The sequence below is a fragment of the Corallococcus sp. RDP092CA genome (assembly GCF_041903675.1).
GTDB lineage: Bacteria > Myxococcota > Myxococcia > Myxococcales > Myxococcaceae > Corallococcus.
In genome coordinates, this window is record NZ_JAYESI010000001.1 from 406,495 (window position 1) to 421,727 (window position 15,233).

Here is a 15,233-nt window from a genome sequence, read left to right on the forward strand (position 1 = left end):
CGCTGCGGTAGTCCCCACCTGTCGGACAGTCAGACCGGTTCACACGGTGCTCCGATCCTGTCGGACCGTCGGACTCGTTCATGCCACGGCCCCCACCTGTCTGGCAGTCAGACAGGTTTGAGGGATGGTCCCAACCTGTCCGGCAGTTGGACCGGTTCATTTGGTGCGCTTGAGGTCCTCGCCGGTGCGCCTGAGGGTGGTCCCAACCTGTCCGGCAGTTGGACCGGTTCATGGCAGGTCCTCCACTTGTCCGACAGTCGGACAGGTTTGAGCGATGGTTCCAACTTGTCCGGCAGCTGGACCGGTTCATGGCGTGTCCCGCATCTCTCTGACCATCGGACCGGCTCGCAAGGTAGTTCCAGCCTGTCGGACCGTCGGACCGGTTCAAGCGATGGTCTCAACCTGTCGGACAGTCGGACAGGTTCGAGCGGTGGTTCCAACCTGTCGGACAGTCGGACCGGTTCGTGTGGTGGTGCTGGCTTGTCCGACAGTCGGACAGGTTTTTTCGGTGTCCCTCCGCCGGGGCGCCTTGGCGGGATTCTTCCTTTCTCATCCGGTTGGATGGCGCGCACCGGTGTGGAAGTGGCGCGCTGCGGACGCAGTTGCTCGACCCTTTCGGGAGACGCTCGATGAGGGGCCGGTGGATTGCGTTGGCCGTCTGGCTCGTGCCGCTGCTGCTCTTCGCGGTGATTCCGGTCGTGGCGCTCCTGGTGCGGGGCGTGGGGGCGGCGACAGGGGGACTGGGCCCGGTGCTTGCCTCGGAGTCCGGCGCGTTCGTGAACACGCTGGGGATCTCTTTGGGCGCGACGGCTTGGGCTTTGTGCCTGGGGGCTCCACTGGCCTTCCTCCTGTTCCGCACGGACCTGCCCCTGCGTGGCGCGTTCACCGTGCTGTTCACGCTGCCCTCCGCCATTCCCGCGTTCATCTGGGGCATGGGATGGCTGTCCCTCGCGAGCCCTCGCGCCGGATACCTGAACCGCATGCTGGGCGCGGAGGTGTTCAACGTCTATGGCGCTTCTGGCATCGCGTTCGTGGAGGGACTGTCGGGCGTTCCGCTGGTGCTGCTCGCGGGGGCGGCGGCGCTGCGGCGCGTGGATCCCGCGCTGGAGGAGGCTGCCCGGGTGTGTGGCGCTTCACCGCTTCGCGCCCTGCTCAACACCACGGTGCCCCTGGTGCTGCCCGCGCTGATGTCGGGTGCGGTGATGGTGTTCCTCATGGCTGCGTCTTCGTTCGGCGTGCCCTACCTGCTCGGCGTGTCCGCGTCGCCACCCACCCGCGTCCTCACCACGCGCATCTATGAGCTGGTGCTGCTGGGCAGCGAGGAGGGCTTGCCTCGTGCGTCGGTGCTCGCGTCGTTCCTCCTGCTGCTCACCCCGCTCGCGCTGGGGCTGACCTGGCTGCTGGGCCGCAGGGGCCGGGTTCGACTGAGCGCGGGCAAGGGTGTGTCGCCGCGCGTGCTCACGCTGGGAGCCTGTCGATCCTGGGCGCTCGCGGCCGTGGGCGCGGCCGGTGGGGTGCTGGTGATGATGCCCCTGGCGGCCATCCTGCTGACGTCCCTGCAACGCAGCTTCGGCGCAGCGCTGTCGTGGGATTCGCTGACGCTGTCGCACTGGGCCGGCGTGCTCTGGGACGCGCGCACGCTCCGGGCCACGGGGCGCAGCGTGCTGCTCGCGACGGGGGCGGGCCTCTGCGTCGTGGGGCTGGGGCTTGCGGGGGCGCTCCTGCGACGGGCCTTCCGTCGCGGCGGCGCGGGCGTGGAGGCGATGGCGGTGTGGCCCTTCGCCGTGCCGGGCACGGTGCTGGCGCTCGCGCTGCTGGTGGCGTTCTCCCGGGACTGGCGGTTGGTGGTGCTGGATCGCGTGGCGTTCGTGCTCGCCCTGGCGCATACGCCCTGGTTGATGCTCGTGGGCTACGTGGGGAAGTACCTGGCCCTCGGCGAACGCAACAGCTCCGAGGCCCTGGCCCAGGTGGATCCATCGCTCGCGGAGGCTGCTCGCGTTGGCGGTGCCGGACCCTCGCGGGCATTCGTGGACGCGACGCTGCCGCTGCTGCGGCCGGCGCTCGTGGTGGCGTTCGTGCTCGCGTTCCTCGCGTGCGCCACGGAGATCACCCTGTCCGTGCTGCTGGTGCCCGCGGGCTCCGAGGTCCTGGGCACGCTGTTGTTCGAGTTGCAGAGCTACGCGGATCCGGCCGCCGCGGCCGTGCTCGCGTGCGCGTTCGTGGCGCTGGTGGTGGCGGGGCAGGCGGTGCTGGCATGGGCTCGGCGTCGGGTGCCGGAGGTGCGGTGATGGCGGCCATCGTCCTGGAGGGACTGGTCAAGGCGTATGGCGGGACGCCCGTGGTGCGCGGCCTGAGCCTGCACGTGGGGCAGGGCGAGTTCGTGTCACTGCTGGGCCCCTCCGGCTGCGGCAAGACGACGACGCTGCGGATGCTCGCCGGGCTGGAGCATCCAGACGCGGGCGTCATCCGCCTGGGAGACGAAGTGGTCGCCGGCCCCGGCGTTCGTGTTCCGCCCGAGCGCCGCGGGCTGGGCATGGTCTTCCAGAGCTACGCCATCTGGCCCCATCGCAGCGTCGAGGCGAACGTCGCCTATCCCCTGGCGCTCCGGAGGGTGCCTCGCCACGAGGTGGCCTCCCGCGTACGCGAGGCCCTGCGCTGGGTGCGGCTGGAGTCCTTCGCGGCGCGGATGCCGCACGAGCTGTCTGGCGGACAGTTGCAGCGTGTGGCGCTCGCGCGGGCGCTGGTGGCGGGGCCTCGCGTGCTGCTGCTGGACGAGCCCCTGTCGAACCTGGACGCGGCCCTGCGCGAGGAGCTGCGCGCGGAGATCGCCGCGCTGCGCGCCCGGCTGGGCACGACGCTGGTCTTCGTCACGCACGACCAGGGCGAGGCGCTGGCCCTGTCGGACCGCATCGCCGTGATGAACCGGGGCGTCATCGAGCAGGTGGACACGCCGGAGCGGCTCTACCGAGAACCGGCGACGCCGTTCGTGGCGGGCTTTGTCGGGGGCGCGAACGTCCTGCGGGGGGAGACCCGGGAGGGCGCCTTCCACTGTGCGGGGACGGAGACCGTGTTCGACCTGCCCGCTCAGGCGAAGCCCGGGCCCGGAACGCTGGTCGTGCGCCCGGAGGACCTGGAGCTGGGGGAGGCCGGAACGCCGCTGGTGCTCTCCGCCCGCCTGTTCCTCGGTCATGCGGCCGAGTACCGCTTCCCCGTGGGGGACGTATTCCTGCGCGTCATCGGGCCGGCCCTGGAAGGTGTGCGCGCAGGGCAGACGCTCCGCGTTCGCGTGCGCAAGGCCACGGTCTTCGACGCGGGCGCTTGAGGCTCAGTACAGCGTCGTCTTCACGCGACCCGGCAGCTCGCGGTCGTACGCGTCGCCGTCGAAGGTGCCCTGGCTCAGCGCCTCGAGGATGGCGCCGGTGCTCGGGAGCTCGGCGCGGGCGATTTGCCGGGTCGCGTCCCAGAGCCCGGAGCGGATCAGCGCGCGGCCGCACTGGAAGTAGACCGACTCCACGGTGATGCGCAGCACGGAGCGCGGCGGTTTCCCCTCGTAGATGAAGCGCTCCCGCAGCGCCGGCTCGATGACGATGCTCGCCCGGCCGTTGACGCGCAGGGTTTCGTTCACCCCGGGGACGAAGAACAGCAGCGCGACGCGCGGATCCGCCAGGATGTTCCGCAGCGAGTCGATGCGGTTGTTGCCCCGGCGGTCAGGCAGCAGCAGCGTGTGCGCGTCCTCGATGGCCACGAACCCCGCGGGGTCCCCTCGTGGCGACGCGTCCAGTCCTCCGGGACCGGAGGTCGCGAGCACCATGAACGGCGAGCGCTCGATGAAGGGCCGGTACGCCGGGTGGAGGTGGTCCACCTCCTTGAAGACGGACTGCCTCACGGGAACCCCGTACAGGCGTTCGAGCGTCTCCACGTCCTTCACGGTCTCCATCCGGGGCGCCTCCTGGGTGGCCATCATCGCTCCTGGATGGCCATGTCACACGCGGGCCCCGCTGTCTCGTCCTGGGGATGGGATGGCATTTCGCCCCCCAGAACGAGGACCTGCTGATGAAGACCCGCCTGAATGCTTTCGAGGCCGCGCCGGAAGCCGCCAACCTCATGATCGAGTTCAGCAAGAAGGTGGAGGCCCTGGGGCTGGAGCCGAGCCTCCGCGAGCTGGTCAAGATCCGCGCCTCCCAGCTCAACGGCTGCGCCTTCTGCATCCACATGCACACCCGCGAAGCCCGCGCCCAAGGGGAGACCGAGGAGCGCATCTACCTGCTGGACGCCTGGCGTGAGTCCCCGCTGTATACCGAGCGCGAGCGGGCGGCCCTGGGCTGGACCGAGGCCCTGACGCTCATCTCCACGACACACGCTCCGGACGAGGACTACGCTGCGCTCAAGCCGCACTTCACCGAAGAGGAGATCGTGAAGCTGACCCTGATGATCGGCGTGATCAACTCCTGGAACCGGTTCGCCATCGGCTTCCGGGCCCTCCACCCGGTGACCCCTCGCAGTGAAGCCGCCTGACCCGAACCCCGCGGACGCCTTCGACCCGCTGCGCCCCCGGCTGCTCCGCGTCGCCTACCGGATGCTGGGCATCGTCGCGGAGGCGGAAGACGTCGTGCAGGAGGCGTACTTGCGTTGGCACCAGACGGACCGCGACGCCGTGCGGGACGCCGAGGCCGTGCTCGTCCGCACGGTGACCCGCCTGTGCCTGGACGTCCTGAAGTCCGCGCGCGTCCGGCGCGAGGAGTACGTGGGGACCTGGCTCCCAGAGCCCATCATCGAGACAGGGGAGGGCGACGACTTGACGCTGACCCTGATGATGGCGCTGGAGCGCCTGTCCCCGCTGGAGCGCGCCGCGTTCCTCCTGCATGACGTGTTCGGCATGGACTTCGAGCAGGTGGCGAAGGCCATCGACCGCGATCCCGCGGCGTGCCGCCAGCTCGCCAGCCGGGCGCGTGCCCACGTGCAGGAGGCCCGGCCCCGCTTCCCCGTGACGGCGGCGAAGGGCCACGAGCTGGCCTCCGCGTTCCATGCCGCGTCCCGGAGCGGCGACACCCAGGCGCTCCAGGCGCTCCTGGCCCAGGACGTCATCCTGTACTCCGACGGGGGCGGCAAGGCGAAGGCGGCCCTCAATCCCATCTATGGCCGGGAGAAGCTGGTGCGCTTCTTCGAAGGGCTGCGGCGCATTCCGGTCGTGGGCTCGGCGCAGGTGGTGCACGAGGGCACCATCGATGGCCTGCCCGCGTACGTCACGCTGGAGGCGGACGGGACGCTGCAGACCACGGCGTTCGCCATCGAGGACGGCCGCATCGTCGCCCTCTACGTCACGCGCAACCCCGACAAGCTGAAGGGCATCCGGCGCGCGGTGGGGGCGCCGTCATAGGGGTTCAGCTCGCGGCGAGGGACTCGCGCACGAACTCGACGAACCGGAGCAGGGCGGTGGAGCTTCCGGCCTTGCGCCAGGCGATGACGGTGTTCGTCACCGGCGCGTCCTCCGGCAGGTCGATGAACGCCACGCCGGAGTGGTGCTCCGTGTCGGGCGTGTGCGGCATGGGCGCGATGCCGAAGCCCGCGGAGACGAACCAGATCTTCGTCGCGACGTTCTGCGCGTACTGTCGCACCGCCGGTTGGACCCCCGCGTCGCGGAGCCGGTCGAAGAACGCCGCGTAGTAGTCCGGCGGCGCGACGCCGGGCTCCACCAGGACGAGCGGCTCATCCCGCAGGTCCTTCCACGCAACGGCCTTGCGCTTCGCGAACGGATGCCGCGCGGGCACCGCCAGCCGGAAGGGCTCGCGGCGGATGAGGTGTGAGACGACGTCCGGAGGCATCCGCTCGCGAGGGCGCAGGATGCCCACGTCCAACGTGCCGCGCTCCAGCGCCTCCAGCTGCCACGCGGACGGGTGGTTGCTCAGCTCGATGTGGACGCCGGGCACCTTCTTCTGGAAGGCCCGCAGCATCGCCGCGAACCGGGGCGTCGCGAACGACGAGATGAGGCCCAGCACCAGCACGTCCTGTTCACCCCGGGCCTGCCGCGCCGCGTGCTCCTGGAACCGCTTCGCGCGCTCCAGGAGCTGGTGGGCTTCCGGTAGCAGCTCGCGTCCCAGCTTCGTGAGGCGCACCGCTCGGCCTTCGCGCTCGAAGAGGGCGCCGCCCAGTTCGGTCTCGAACTTGCGGATCTGCTGGCTGAGCGGCGGCTGGGCGATGTGCAGCCGCTTCGCGGCGCGCGTGAAGCTGAGCTCCTCCGCGACCGCGACGAAGTACCGCAGGTGGCGCAGCTCCATGGTCCATACCCTCCAGGTCTGGATTCAAGACCCAGGATATATTGGAGGTATGGATGGGGGAGCGCTAGGCATGTCGCATGGAGACCACCGCCTCGCTCCCCGCCGCCGTGCCCCAGCCCCAGGCCGCGCCGATGGACCGCCGGCTGCTGTGGACGATGACGACGGCGACCGTGCTCGCGGTGGGCAACGTCTATTACAGCCAGCCGCTCCTGGGCGTCATCGCGCAGACCTTCGGTCTCTCCGCCTCCGCTGTCGGCTCCGTGCCCATGATGTCGCAGCTGGGCTACGTGGCGGGGCTGGTGCTGCTGACGCCGCTGGGGGACGTGCTGGAGAAGCGCGGCCTGCTGGTGACGATGCTGGGGCTCGCGGCGGCGGCGCTCTTCGCGGCGGGGCTGGCGCCGACGTTCCCCTTGTTCCTGGTCGCTTGCGTGGCCATCGGGCTGACGTCCGTGCTGGTGCAGATCCTCATCCCCTTCGTCGCGGCGCTCAGCTCACCCGAGGAGCGGGGGAGGAACCTGGGCGTCGTGCTCAGCGCCGCGCTGGTGGGCGTGCTCGTCTCGCGCACGCTCAGCGGCTTCGTGGCGACGCACCTGGGCTGGCGCGGGATGTACTTCGCGGCCGGCGCGACGATGGTGGGCCTGGCGATGCTGTTGCGGCTGGGGCTGCCTCTCTACGCGTCCGACACGCGGCTGTCGTATCCGCGCCTGCTGCATTCGCTGTGGGGGCTGCTGCGGGACGTGCCGGGGCTTCGAGCCATCGCGCTCACGGGCGCCCTGATGTACGCCGCGCTCTCCGCGTTCTGGGCGTCGCTGGCGTTCTTCTTGAGCAGCGACGCGTACCACCAGGGGCCGGGGACGGCGGGCATGTTCGGCCTCGTCGGGACGGTGGGGGCGCTCGCCGCGAACGTCACGGGGCGGCACGCGCAGCGGATCGGGGCTCGGCGCATCGTCCGGGCGTGCATCGTCACGATGCTGGCGGCGTTCGGGGTCTTCGCCGTCTTCGGCAAGGTGTGGGCCGGCCTCATCGCGGGCGTGGTGCTGCTGGACCTGGGGGCGCAGGCCGCCACGGTGTCCAACCAGACGGAGCTGTACCGCCTGCACCCCACCGCGCAGACGCGCCTCAACACGCTCTACAAGATGTTCTACTTCGTGGGCGGGGCCTGCGGTTCGGCGCTGTCCGCCATCGCGTGGGATCACGCGGGCTGGTCCGGCGTGTGCGCGGTGGGCGGTGGGTTCCTGGTCCTCGCGTTCGTCTGGGAGCAGCTCCAGGCGAGAAGGGCCGCGGCGTCGCCTTCCGTATAGGGTGGGGCGCATGTCGTCGCGCCCTCCCACCGAAAGCCCACGCCGCTTCCACTCCGAGCCGTTGATCGTCGTCCTGCGCCACCTGGAAGCGCGGGTGGCGTCCGGGCCTGTTTCCATCGAGGTTCCGGATCCGGACCTGGGGCGCGGGCGCTATCCCGGGGAGCGCGTGGAGGACGGGCTCGTGCACCGGCCGCTGAGGTGCTGGTGCGATCTGGCGGAGGGGCTGTCGTGCCGCCTGCGCACGCCCCACAGCGTGGACGGGACGCACGTCCGGCTCACGTTCGAGCCGCTGGGCCCGGAGGCTCCCTGGCACGCGGGAGGCGGGCCGCGCACGGAGGCGCCGCAGGAGCGCTATGGCGCCACGTCCGACTTCGCGCGCGTGCGGAAGTTCGAGGACGCGGGCTTCCTGATGCCCTGGCTGGACGCCGTGGGACGGCTGGCGTTGCCGCCGGGGGGCCGGCTCCTGGACCTGGGCGTCAACCGGGGCGACGAGCTGACCGCGTTCGCCGAGGTGGAGGGCATCCGCTTCGTGGGCGTGGATCACAGCGCGAGCGCGTTGGCGGAGGCGCGGGCCGCGTTCCCGGAGCCGCGCCATGCGTTCGTGCAGGCGGACCTGAACGCGCTGCCCGCGGACCTGGGCCGCTTCGACGCGGTGGTGTCGGTGGGCACGCTGCAGAGCCCGGGCGTGGATGACCGGGCGCTCTTGCGCAAGCTGGTGCAGGAACACCTGGAGCCCCGAGCCTCGTTGCTCTTGGGCTTTCCCAACTCACGGTTCCGCGATGGCGAGATTGTCTACGGCGCGCGCGTGCGCAACCTGCGCGAGCCGGACCTGTCGCTGCTGGTGAAGGACCTGTCCTTCTATCGCCGTTACCTGCACCAGCACGGCTTCCGCACGTTCCTGGGCGGCAAGTACGACCTGCTCCTCACGGCGGTCCGAGGTCAGGCGTTGGGTTCGGGTGACGAAGCCGCCTGAGCCCTGGCCTCCGCTTCACGCTCCAGGAGGAGCCGGGCCGTGAAAGGAATCACCCCCAGGCTGGCCATCCAGAACACGAAGCCGACGGAGGGGTGGAGCAGCTCCAGGTAGCGGTTGCCGCCGCTTTCATCCGCGGGGATGGGGTTCACGTACCAGGTGAGCGACGACAGGCCGAGGATGCACGCCGCGCCGCCGACCCAGAGCGCCTTCCGGTTCGCTCCCGCGAGGAGCAGGATGAGGGCCAGGCACAGGAGCGGGTTCGCGAACCAGCCGAACTGCAGGGTGAACACCCCCAGCCAGCCGACGAGCAGCAGGGGCATGCCCCACATGTGCTCCTCGGCGCGCAGGTTCGTGTTGAACACGGTCATCGCGGGCGTCGCACAGGCGAGCACGAAGAGCACGGCCGACACACCACAGGCGATGAGGCGGGTCCTCTGTTGGGGGTGGGAGCGGGGGACGGGAGGTGCCGGACGGGAAGCAGTCATCGGAGCGGATGCTACTTCACTCCACGTCAAGCGAGCCGACAGGTCCCAGTCTCCCGGCTGGCGTCAGCCGCAGATGGCGTTACCTCGCCACCTTGGCACGCAGCTTCTCCAGCGTCTGCGCCAGGCGGCGCGCGCGGGTCTCCTCCTTCTTCGCCTCGGTGAGCGCCTTCACGAACTCCTTGCGGTGCGTGAAGGCGAGCTTCGTGAACACGTCCCGCAGCGCGGGCTCCGCGTCCAGCGCGCGCTGGAGGTCCTCCGGCACCTCGATCTCCCGAGGTGCCGTGTCCTTCTCCAGCGTGATGCTCAGCATCGCGCCGTCCTCGACGCCCGCGGCCTCGCGCACCTCCTTGGTGAAGCCCAGGTAGGTGACGCCCCCGTACACCATCAACCGGCTCCGGAAGGGCAGCCCGTTGACGGTGCCGACCACGGGAGGCCGCGCCTCACCGTAGGCCTCGCGGCTGTCGAACGGACAGCGCACGAACCGGCCTCCCATGTCGTTGGCGACTTCGAGCTTCGCCTTGAACGTGCGCGCGGCCATCGGTGTGGCTCCGTCCTACGGCTTGACGAACTTGAGCGCGAAGCGGTCGCTCGTGCCGCGGCGCTCGCCCGCGGCGCCCGGGCTGGAGCTCCAGTCGCGCGTGTCCTCCGGGTTGCGCCAGGTGTTGCCCTCCTCCTGGAGCTTGAAGCCCGCGGCCTCGACCTCGTCGCGCACCAACTGCTCGTCGATGCGGTGCAGCGTCTGGCCTTCCGTGATGCCCGTGCCCGGCTTCGCGCTGGAGTCGAGGATGACGTACACGCCGCCGGGCTTGAGCGCCTGGAACACCGCCGCGTTCATCTTCGCCCGGTCCACGCCCAGCCATCCGGTGTCGTGGTAGATGATGTGGCTCACCACCGCGTCCAGCGTGCCGTCCAGCTCGGGCGGGAAGGGCGCGTCCAGCTCACGGTCCAGGCGCACCACGTTCTGGTTCACCGGCCGCGCCAGCCGCTCCTGCCACGGCTTCTCCGCGAACCGCTCCAGCACGACCTTCGGGTTCTCGCCGTACACCTTGCCGGAGGGGCCCACGGCGCGCGCGAGCAGCTCCGTGGTGTAGCCGCCGCCCGCCATCAGCTCCGCGACGTGCATGCCAGGCTTCACGCCCACGAACTCCAGCAGGGCGGCCGGATGCCGGCCCGCGTCCAGCGTGCGATCCGCCTCCGTGCGGTCCGGCGCGTCCACCAGCGCCTGCGCGGACAGGGGCGCCGCCTGCGCCTGGGTGGAGGACGCCGGAGCCGTGGGCGTCGAGTGGGAGCAGCCCGCGAGGGCCAGGAACGAAGCCGCCATCAGTGCATTGCGCATGGGCGATCCATATCGCTGGCGCGGGGGCCCCGCCTGTCGAAAAGGAGGCCGCTGTCCGCTTGCGGGCCGCCGCTCACGAGAGGTGCGCGGCGGCCCGGGGCGGCATGGAGCCGCTGGGGCAGTGGATCCAGGGCATCACGGTTGACGCAAGACGGGTCAGGGGTGCGTGCAGCCGTCCACGGCCGGAGGGCTGATGAGGTACCCTCCCTGGAGGGCACAGGTCTGGACGCTGCGCAGATGGATGTAGCCCGCGGCGCCACCACCACCGCCACCACTGCCCTCCGTGCCCAAGAGATCGTCGGTTCCATCGGTGCCCTTGGTCGGGCCCCCGGTGCCCGTACCCCCGGCGCCCCCAGCGCCTCCTGTCTCGTTTCCGCCCGTACCGCCAGCGGCAGGAGTCGCGGAGTCTTCGCTGCCGTTGGCTCCGTCTTCGCCATCATTGGGGAGACTGGTGCCGCCCTCGCCACCCCCGCCGCCGTTGGCCGTGACGCGAGCACTGTCGGTGAGCAACAACTGGAAGGCCTCCAGCACCACCCGGCCGCCGCTCCCGCCGCCGCCTCCTCCTCCCGCAACGCCTCGCTTTCCTCCGAAGCCGCTCGCGGAGATGACCTTCGAGACGTTCAAGGTGCGTGCGACCGATACCTGGATCGCGCCTCCTCCAGCGCCTCCCTGACCCGCCACGGCGGAAGCCGTGCCTCCACCGTTACCGCCAGGGCAGCCCCCCAGCAGGGGCTCCGGTCCGGTGGGCCGGGGAGTGCCCGCGACGCCGTGGCTCTGGCTGTTGTTCTTGCCATTGCCGCCGTCCACTCCCGGAGTCCCGTTGCCCGCGCCGCCACCGCCTCCGCCCGTCTTCCCCGCGAAGGTGCCTCCCCCTCCCTGAGCTGTGCCGCAATCCGCGGACGGGTTCGTGATGTTGCCTGTCGCGAGAATGGACTGGTCCACGTTCGCGTCGCCGAACACAGCCAGGATGACGGGCGAGGGCCCCTTGATGGTCAGGCTCCCATGCAACTCCAGGGTCCGCACTGGAATGAGCAGGGCGGGAGGAAGGTCCGGGCCCTGCGAGAGCGTCATGACCTTGAGGGTCTCCAAGGTCGAGACCGCGCCCACCGGGGTCCAGTTCTTCGTGCGGGTGTCGAACGTCACGTTCGCGCTCGTCTTCAACTCACCGATGTCCGCCGCCACGATGGTGTTCGGCTCGAAGTTGTAGGGCCGGTAGGGGAACGGGGTGCAGGTGGCGTCCTCCAGGCAGACGCCTGGAACGCCATCCGAGGTCGTGCAGGCTCCGTTGAGGTCCACCTCGTACTCGCAGTCGGTGCTGGTCGTGCACGCCTGCTTGACCCGGTAGCACGGCGATGGATGGCAGGGCGTGGGCGTCCCCACGCAATGACCGCTCCCATCGCAGTGATCCGGCTCGGTGCACGACAGGGTGTCGTTGCACGTCGCCGTGTTGGAGAGCGGAAGGAACTCACACTCGCCATTGGTCGCGTTGCACTGTCCCTGGCTTGCCAGGCACTGCTCCGAGGTCGTGCACGTGCGCGGAGTGCCCGCGCACTTCCCGTCGGCCCCGCATTGGTCCATGTCCGTGCACGCGTTCTCGTCGTCACACGGCTTGCCGACCGTGGGCTCCGTGGGCTCGCAGAGCCCGGAGGCGGGATTGCACGCCAGTTGCGCGTCGCAGACGCCCGTGGGCTGCGTGCACGTCCTCGTCTGCTGCGGCACGCACTTCGCCTCCAGGCCCATGCCATCGCAGTGGTCCCCTGTCGTGCAGGCATCGCCGTCGTCGCACGCCTGGCCCCCGCAGTTCGCCTCCTGGCAGCCCACCCGCCCGTTGCAGTTGAGATCCACGGTGGAGCCGCAGGTCTCCACGGCGCCCGGGTACCTGTCCGGGTTCGAGTCATCGCAGTCCGCGGGCTCGTCCCACATGGCGCCCACGAGATGGCCGTCGCCGTCGCCGTCCGTCGCCCTCAACGTCACGTCGAAGTTCGTGAACTTCCTGGCGACGATGGCGAGGGCCCCCTCGCTCTCGTACTTCTCCACGAAGGGCCCATCACAGCCGGTCGCCGTCGAGGCCGCGTAGGACGACGCCGTCACGCTCAGCGCCGTGTCCCAGTCCGCCTTCCGGCGCACCGCGACCAGGACCTCCTGCTTGTCGGCGTTCTTGAACTGGCCGGACAGGATGTCCGTGCGGTCCCGATGCCCGCTCGCGTCCTTCACCTCCACGCGCACGCACGCGGGCTTGAAGGAGCCGTACTTCACGGACACGCGGAGGGCGCCCTCGTCCGGGGCCTTCTCCCCGCAGGCGGCCAGCAGCAACACACATCCCAGCAGGCAGAGCCGATCCATGGCCCTGTACTGTATCCAACACGACCCGGGCCAGGGGAACGGGGCCGGCGAGACCCCACCCCCTGTCACACGCCGGTTCAGCCGCGCAGGGACACCACCGTGACGCCGTCTCCGCCTTCGTGACTCTCACCGGGACGGAACATGCGGATGTACGGCGACGCGGCCAGGTGGTCGCGGATGGCCTGCTTCAGCGCGCCGGTGCCGTGGCCGTGGATGATGAGCGCGGCCTCCTCGCCCTTGCGCAGGCCCTGATCCAGGAACGTCTCCAGCTCCGCCAGCGCGTCGTCGGCGCGCATGCCGCGCACGTCGCAGCGGAAGTTCGTGGCGTCCACCTGCGCCGGCGCCGCGGAGGCCGCGCGCTTCAGGGCCGCCTCGCCCTTCTGCCGCTCCGGGAACTTCGCCTGCTGCGGCTTGCGGCCGCGCGAACCGGACAGCTCCGTCGTGGGCACCCGCATCTTCAGCGCGCCGCCCGCGGACACCACCGCCTGGCCGTCCGTCAGCTCCAGGATCTCCACGTCCCGGCCCAGGCCGGAGTGGTGCACCCACGCGCCCACCTTGAGGGTCGCGGGCCCCGGGGCCTCCACCTGGAACAGCTCCGCCTTCGCCGCCGCCGCGCGCTTCTGCGCCTCATCCGCGCGCTGCTGCAGCTGCATCCGCGCCTCCGACAGCGCCTTCTCGTTCTGCTCCGAGCGCAGCTTCGCCAGGAGGTCGCGGACCTCCTGGGCGGCGTGCTCGCTGGCCGCGTGCACGTCCTCGTTGAACTGCATCATGCGGCCCTTGCGCTCGCGCTCGAAGGCGACCTTCTGCTGCTCCAGGTCCGCCCGCAGCGCCTCCGCCTCCTTCGCCGCGACGCGCGCCTTCTCCAGCTCCTCGTGGAGCTTGCGCCGCTCCTCCTCCGCGGCCGCCAGCGCCTTGGTGAGCGGGCCGCCCGCGTTGAGCGACAGCTCCCGCGCGCGCTCGCAGACCGAAGCCGGCAGGCCCACCCGCGCCGCCACGTCGATGGCGGACGACTGGCCGGACGCGCCCATCTGCAACCGGAACGTCGGCGCCATCCGCTTGGAGTCGAAGCCCACGCGCGCGTTGAGGAAGCGCGGATCCATGTGCGCCAGCGCCTTGAGCTCCTCCAGGTGCGTCGTCACCAGGACATACGCGCCCTTGCCGAGCAGCTCCTCCAGCACCGCGATGGCGATGGCCGCGCCCTCGCGCGGATCCGTATCCGAGGCGATCTCGTCGATGAGCACCAGCGAGTTCGTCGCCACCGCCGACAGGATGTCGCGCAGCAGGGTGACGTGGCCGCTGAACGAGGACAGGCCCTGGCTCAGGTCCTGCGTGTCGCCCACGGTGGAGTGCACGGAGCGGTACAGCGGCATCCGAGACCCGTCGCCCACCGGGATGGGCAGGCCCGCGCGCAGCATCAGCGCGCACAGCCCCACGCCCGTCAGCGTCACCGTCTTGCCGCCCGCGTTGGGGCCGGACACCACCAGCGCCCGGGCCGCCTCGGTGAGCGCCACGTCGTTGGACACCACCTCCGTGCCCTTGAGCACCAGGCGCGGGTGGCGCAGCGAGCGCAGCTGCAACTCCTTCACGTCCACGAAGGTGGGCGTCGTGGCGTCCAGGTCCGCGGACAGGATGGCGATGGCCTCCAACTCGTCCAGCTCCGCCACCGCCTCCAGCCCCTCCAGGATGCGCGCGGACTCGCGGCCCACGAGCCTGCTCAGCTCCTGGAGGACCTTCAGCTCCTCCTCCGCGACCTCCGACTGCGCGATGGCCAGGTCGTTGCCCAGGCCCACCATCGCCTGGGGCTCCATGAAGAGCGTCTGCCCCGTCTGGCTGGCGTTGTGGACGATGCCGTCCACCTCCGCGCGGTAGTTCGACACCACCGGCACCACGTACCGCCCGTTGCGCAGCGTGTAGTAGTTCTCGCGCAGCTTGCTGGTGAAGGTCGCGTCGTGGAGCAGCTCGTCCAGGCGCGTCTTGATGCGCCGGTGCAGGCCGCGCGCGCGGTCCCGCGCCTCCTTCAGCTCCGGACTGGCGCGGTCGGAGATCGTTCCGTCCGGTTCGAAACACTGATCCAGCCGGCGCGCCATGGCCTCCAGGAAGGGCAGGCGCTTGGAGATCTCCACCAGGCGGGGGACGCGCTCCTTGCGCTCGTCCAGGGCCTCGCGGGTGCGCGCGAAGGCGAAGAGCAGCTGGGCCGCGTCGATGAGCTGGCGGGGCTCCAGCACGCCGCCCTTCTCCGCGTGCCCCACGGCGTTGCGCAGGTCCGTCACGCCGCCCAGGGGCAGGGAGAACTGCTGCTGGGAGAGGAAGCGGGCCTCGTCGACGAGCGCCAGCGCTTCGGTCACTTCCGCCTCGGTGTCCAGGAACGGACGGGCGAGCACCCGCTCCTTTCCCGGCTCGGTGCGGCAGCGCTGCGTCAGCGCGCGGAGCACTTCCGAGAAACCGAGGTCTTCCAACGTCCTTTGGGAAATCTGCACGGTCATGGGTTTCATGCGAGCCCGGGTGCCCGTCAAGGGGAAG

13 protein-coding genes are annotated in these 15,233 nt (G+C 70.7%); 6 read left to right on the forward strand and 7 right to left on the reverse strand.

Going from position 1 to position 15,233, the window contains the following annotated elements; translation table 11 throughout:
• Positions 1-629: 629 nt before the first annotated feature.
• Positions 630-2,288: an ABC transporter permease gene (locus U8525_RS01540; RefSeq protein ID WP_374260111.1), complete on the forward strand. Its 1,659-nt coding sequence runs from the start codon at positions 630-632 to the stop codon at positions 2,286-2,288.
• Entirely contained in the window at positions 2,288-3,322 is a 1,035-nt protein-coding gene (locus tag U8525_RS01545) for an ABC transporter ATP-binding protein (protein WP_374260115.1), read from the forward strand. Before U8525_RS01540 ends, U8525_RS01545 begins: the two co-directional genes overlap by 1 nt.
• Before the next feature lie 3 nt (positions 3,323-3,325).
• Here the strand turns inward: U8525_RS01545 and U8525_RS01550 are convergent, their stop codons facing one another.
• A complete protein-coding gene (locus U8525_RS01550) occupies positions 3,326-3,937 on the reverse strand; it encodes a pyridoxamine 5'-phosphate oxidase family protein (RefSeq protein WP_374260118.1) in 612 nt (203 codons plus the stop codon).
• 116 nt (positions 3,938-4,053) lie between these two features.
• Between U8525_RS01550 and U8525_RS01555 the strand changes: the two genes are divergently transcribed.
• Both U8525_RS01555 and U8525_RS01560 read left to right on the forward strand, forming a co-directional pair.
• Positions 4,054-4,515, forward strand: coding sequence for a carboxymuconolactone decarboxylase family protein (locus U8525_RS01555; RefSeq protein WP_374260120.1), 462 nt, complete (start codon positions 4,054-4,056; stop codon positions 4,513-4,515).
• On the forward strand, positions 4,502-5,377 hold the full coding sequence (locus U8525_RS01560; RefSeq protein ID WP_374260123.1) for a sigma-70 family RNA polymerase sigma factor: 876 nt from the start codon (positions 4,502-4,504) through the stop codon (positions 5,375-5,377). The genes U8525_RS01555 and U8525_RS01560 overlap by 14 nt, the downstream gene beginning before the upstream one ends.
• Positions 5,378-5,381: 4 nt before the next feature.
• Here the strand turns inward: U8525_RS01560 and U8525_RS01565 are convergent, their stop codons facing one another.
• Positions 5,382-6,275: a LysR family transcriptional regulator gene (locus U8525_RS01565; protein WP_374260125.1), complete on the reverse strand. Its 894-nt coding sequence runs from the start codon at positions 6,273-6,275 to the stop codon at positions 5,382-5,384.
• A gap of 77 nt (positions 6,276-6,352) precedes the next feature.
• On the opposite strand from U8525_RS01565, the gene U8525_RS01570 reads away from it, so the two are divergent.
• Positions 6,353-7,576: an MFS transporter gene (locus U8525_RS01570; protein ID WP_374260128.1), complete on the forward strand. Its 1,224-nt coding sequence runs from the start codon at positions 6,353-6,355 to the stop codon at positions 7,574-7,576.
• Between the two features lie 10 nt (positions 7,577-7,586).
• A complete protein-coding gene (locus tag U8525_RS01575; protein ID WP_374260131.1) occupies positions 7,587-8,549 on the forward strand; it encodes a class I SAM-dependent methyltransferase in 963 nt (320 codons plus the stop codon).
• Here U8525_RS01575 and U8525_RS01580 read toward each other — a convergent pair.
• From U8525_RS01580 to U8525_RS01600, 5 genes are all read right to left on the reverse strand, one after another.
• Entirely contained in the window at positions 8,516-8,950 is a 435-nt protein-coding gene (locus U8525_RS01580; protein ID WP_374260134.1) for a hypothetical protein, read from the reverse strand. The genes U8525_RS01575 and U8525_RS01580 overlap by 34 nt on opposite strands.
• A 163-nt stretch (positions 8,951-9,113) precedes the next feature.
• Positions 9,114-9,572 (reverse strand): YdeI/OmpD-associated family protein, encoded by a 459-nt coding sequence (locus U8525_RS01585; protein WP_374260137.1) that lies wholly within the window; start codon positions 9,570-9,572, stop codon positions 9,114-9,116.
• Between the two features lie 15 nt (positions 9,573-9,587).
• The gene (locus U8525_RS01590) at positions 9,588-10,370 is read right to left on the reverse strand and encodes a class I SAM-dependent methyltransferase (RefSeq protein ID WP_374260140.1); all 783 of its coding nucleotides are present in this window, start codon (positions 10,368-10,370) and stop codon (positions 9,588-9,590) included.
• A gap of 156 nt (positions 10,371-10,526) precedes the next feature.
• Positions 10,527-12,713, reverse strand: a complete 2,187-nt coding sequence (locus U8525_RS01595; RefSeq protein WP_374260142.1) for a putative metal-binding motif-containing protein — start codon at positions 12,711-12,713, stop codon at positions 10,527-10,529.
• 77 nt (positions 12,714-12,790) lie between these two features.
• Positions 12,791-15,196 carry an endonuclease MutS2 gene (locus U8525_RS01600; protein WP_374260145.1) on the reverse strand — a complete coding sequence of 802 codons (2,406 nt, stop codon included), beginning with the start codon at positions 15,194-15,196 and terminating at the stop codon, positions 12,791-12,793.
• Between the last annotated feature and the right edge of the window lie 37 nt (positions 15,197-15,233).

Excerpts from the sequence above, each read along its gene's own strand:
- U8525_RS01540 (WP_374260111.1), top strand. The coding sequence starts at position 630 with ATGAGGGGCCGGTGGATTGCGTTGGCCGTCTGGCTCGTGCCGCTGCTG.
- U8525_RS01545 (WP_374260115.1), top strand. The coding sequence starts at position 2,288 with ATGGCGGCCATCGTCCTGGAGGGACTGGTCAAGGCGTATGGCGGGACG.
- U8525_RS01550 (WP_374260118.1), bottom strand. The coding sequence starts at position 3,937 with ATGGAGACCGTGAAGGACGTGGAGACGCTCGAACGCCTGTACGGGGTT.
- U8525_RS01555 (WP_374260120.1), top strand. The coding sequence starts at position 4,054 with ATGAAGACCCGCCTGAATGCTTTCGAGGCCGCGCCGGAAGCCGCCAAC.
- U8525_RS01565 (WP_374260125.1), bottom strand. The coding sequence starts at position 6,275 with ATGGAGCTGCGCCACCTGCGGTACTTCGTCGCGGTCGCGGAGGAGCTC.
- U8525_RS01570 (WP_374260128.1), top strand. The coding sequence starts at position 6,353 with ATGGAGACCACCGCCTCGCTCCCCGCCGCCGTGCCCCAGCCCCAGGCC.
- U8525_RS01575 (WP_374260131.1), top strand. The coding sequence starts at position 7,587 with ATGTCGTCGCGCCCTCCCACCGAAAGCCCACGCCGCTTCCACTCCGAG.
- U8525_RS01585 (WP_374260137.1), bottom strand. The coding sequence starts at position 9,572 with ATGGCCGCGCGCACGTTCAAGGCGAAGCTCGAAGTCGCCAACGACATG.
- U8525_RS01590 (WP_374260140.1), bottom strand. The coding sequence starts at position 10,370 with ATGCGCAATGCACTGATGGCGGCTTCGTTCCTGGCCCTCGCGGGCTGC.
- U8525_RS01595 (WP_374260142.1), bottom strand. The coding sequence starts at position 12,713 with ATGGATCGGCTCTGCCTGCTGGGATGTGTGTTGCTGCTGGCCGCCTGC.
- U8525_RS01600 (WP_374260145.1), bottom strand. The coding sequence starts at position 15,196 with ATGACCGTGCAGATTTCCCAAAGGACGTTGGAAGACCTCGGTTTCTCG.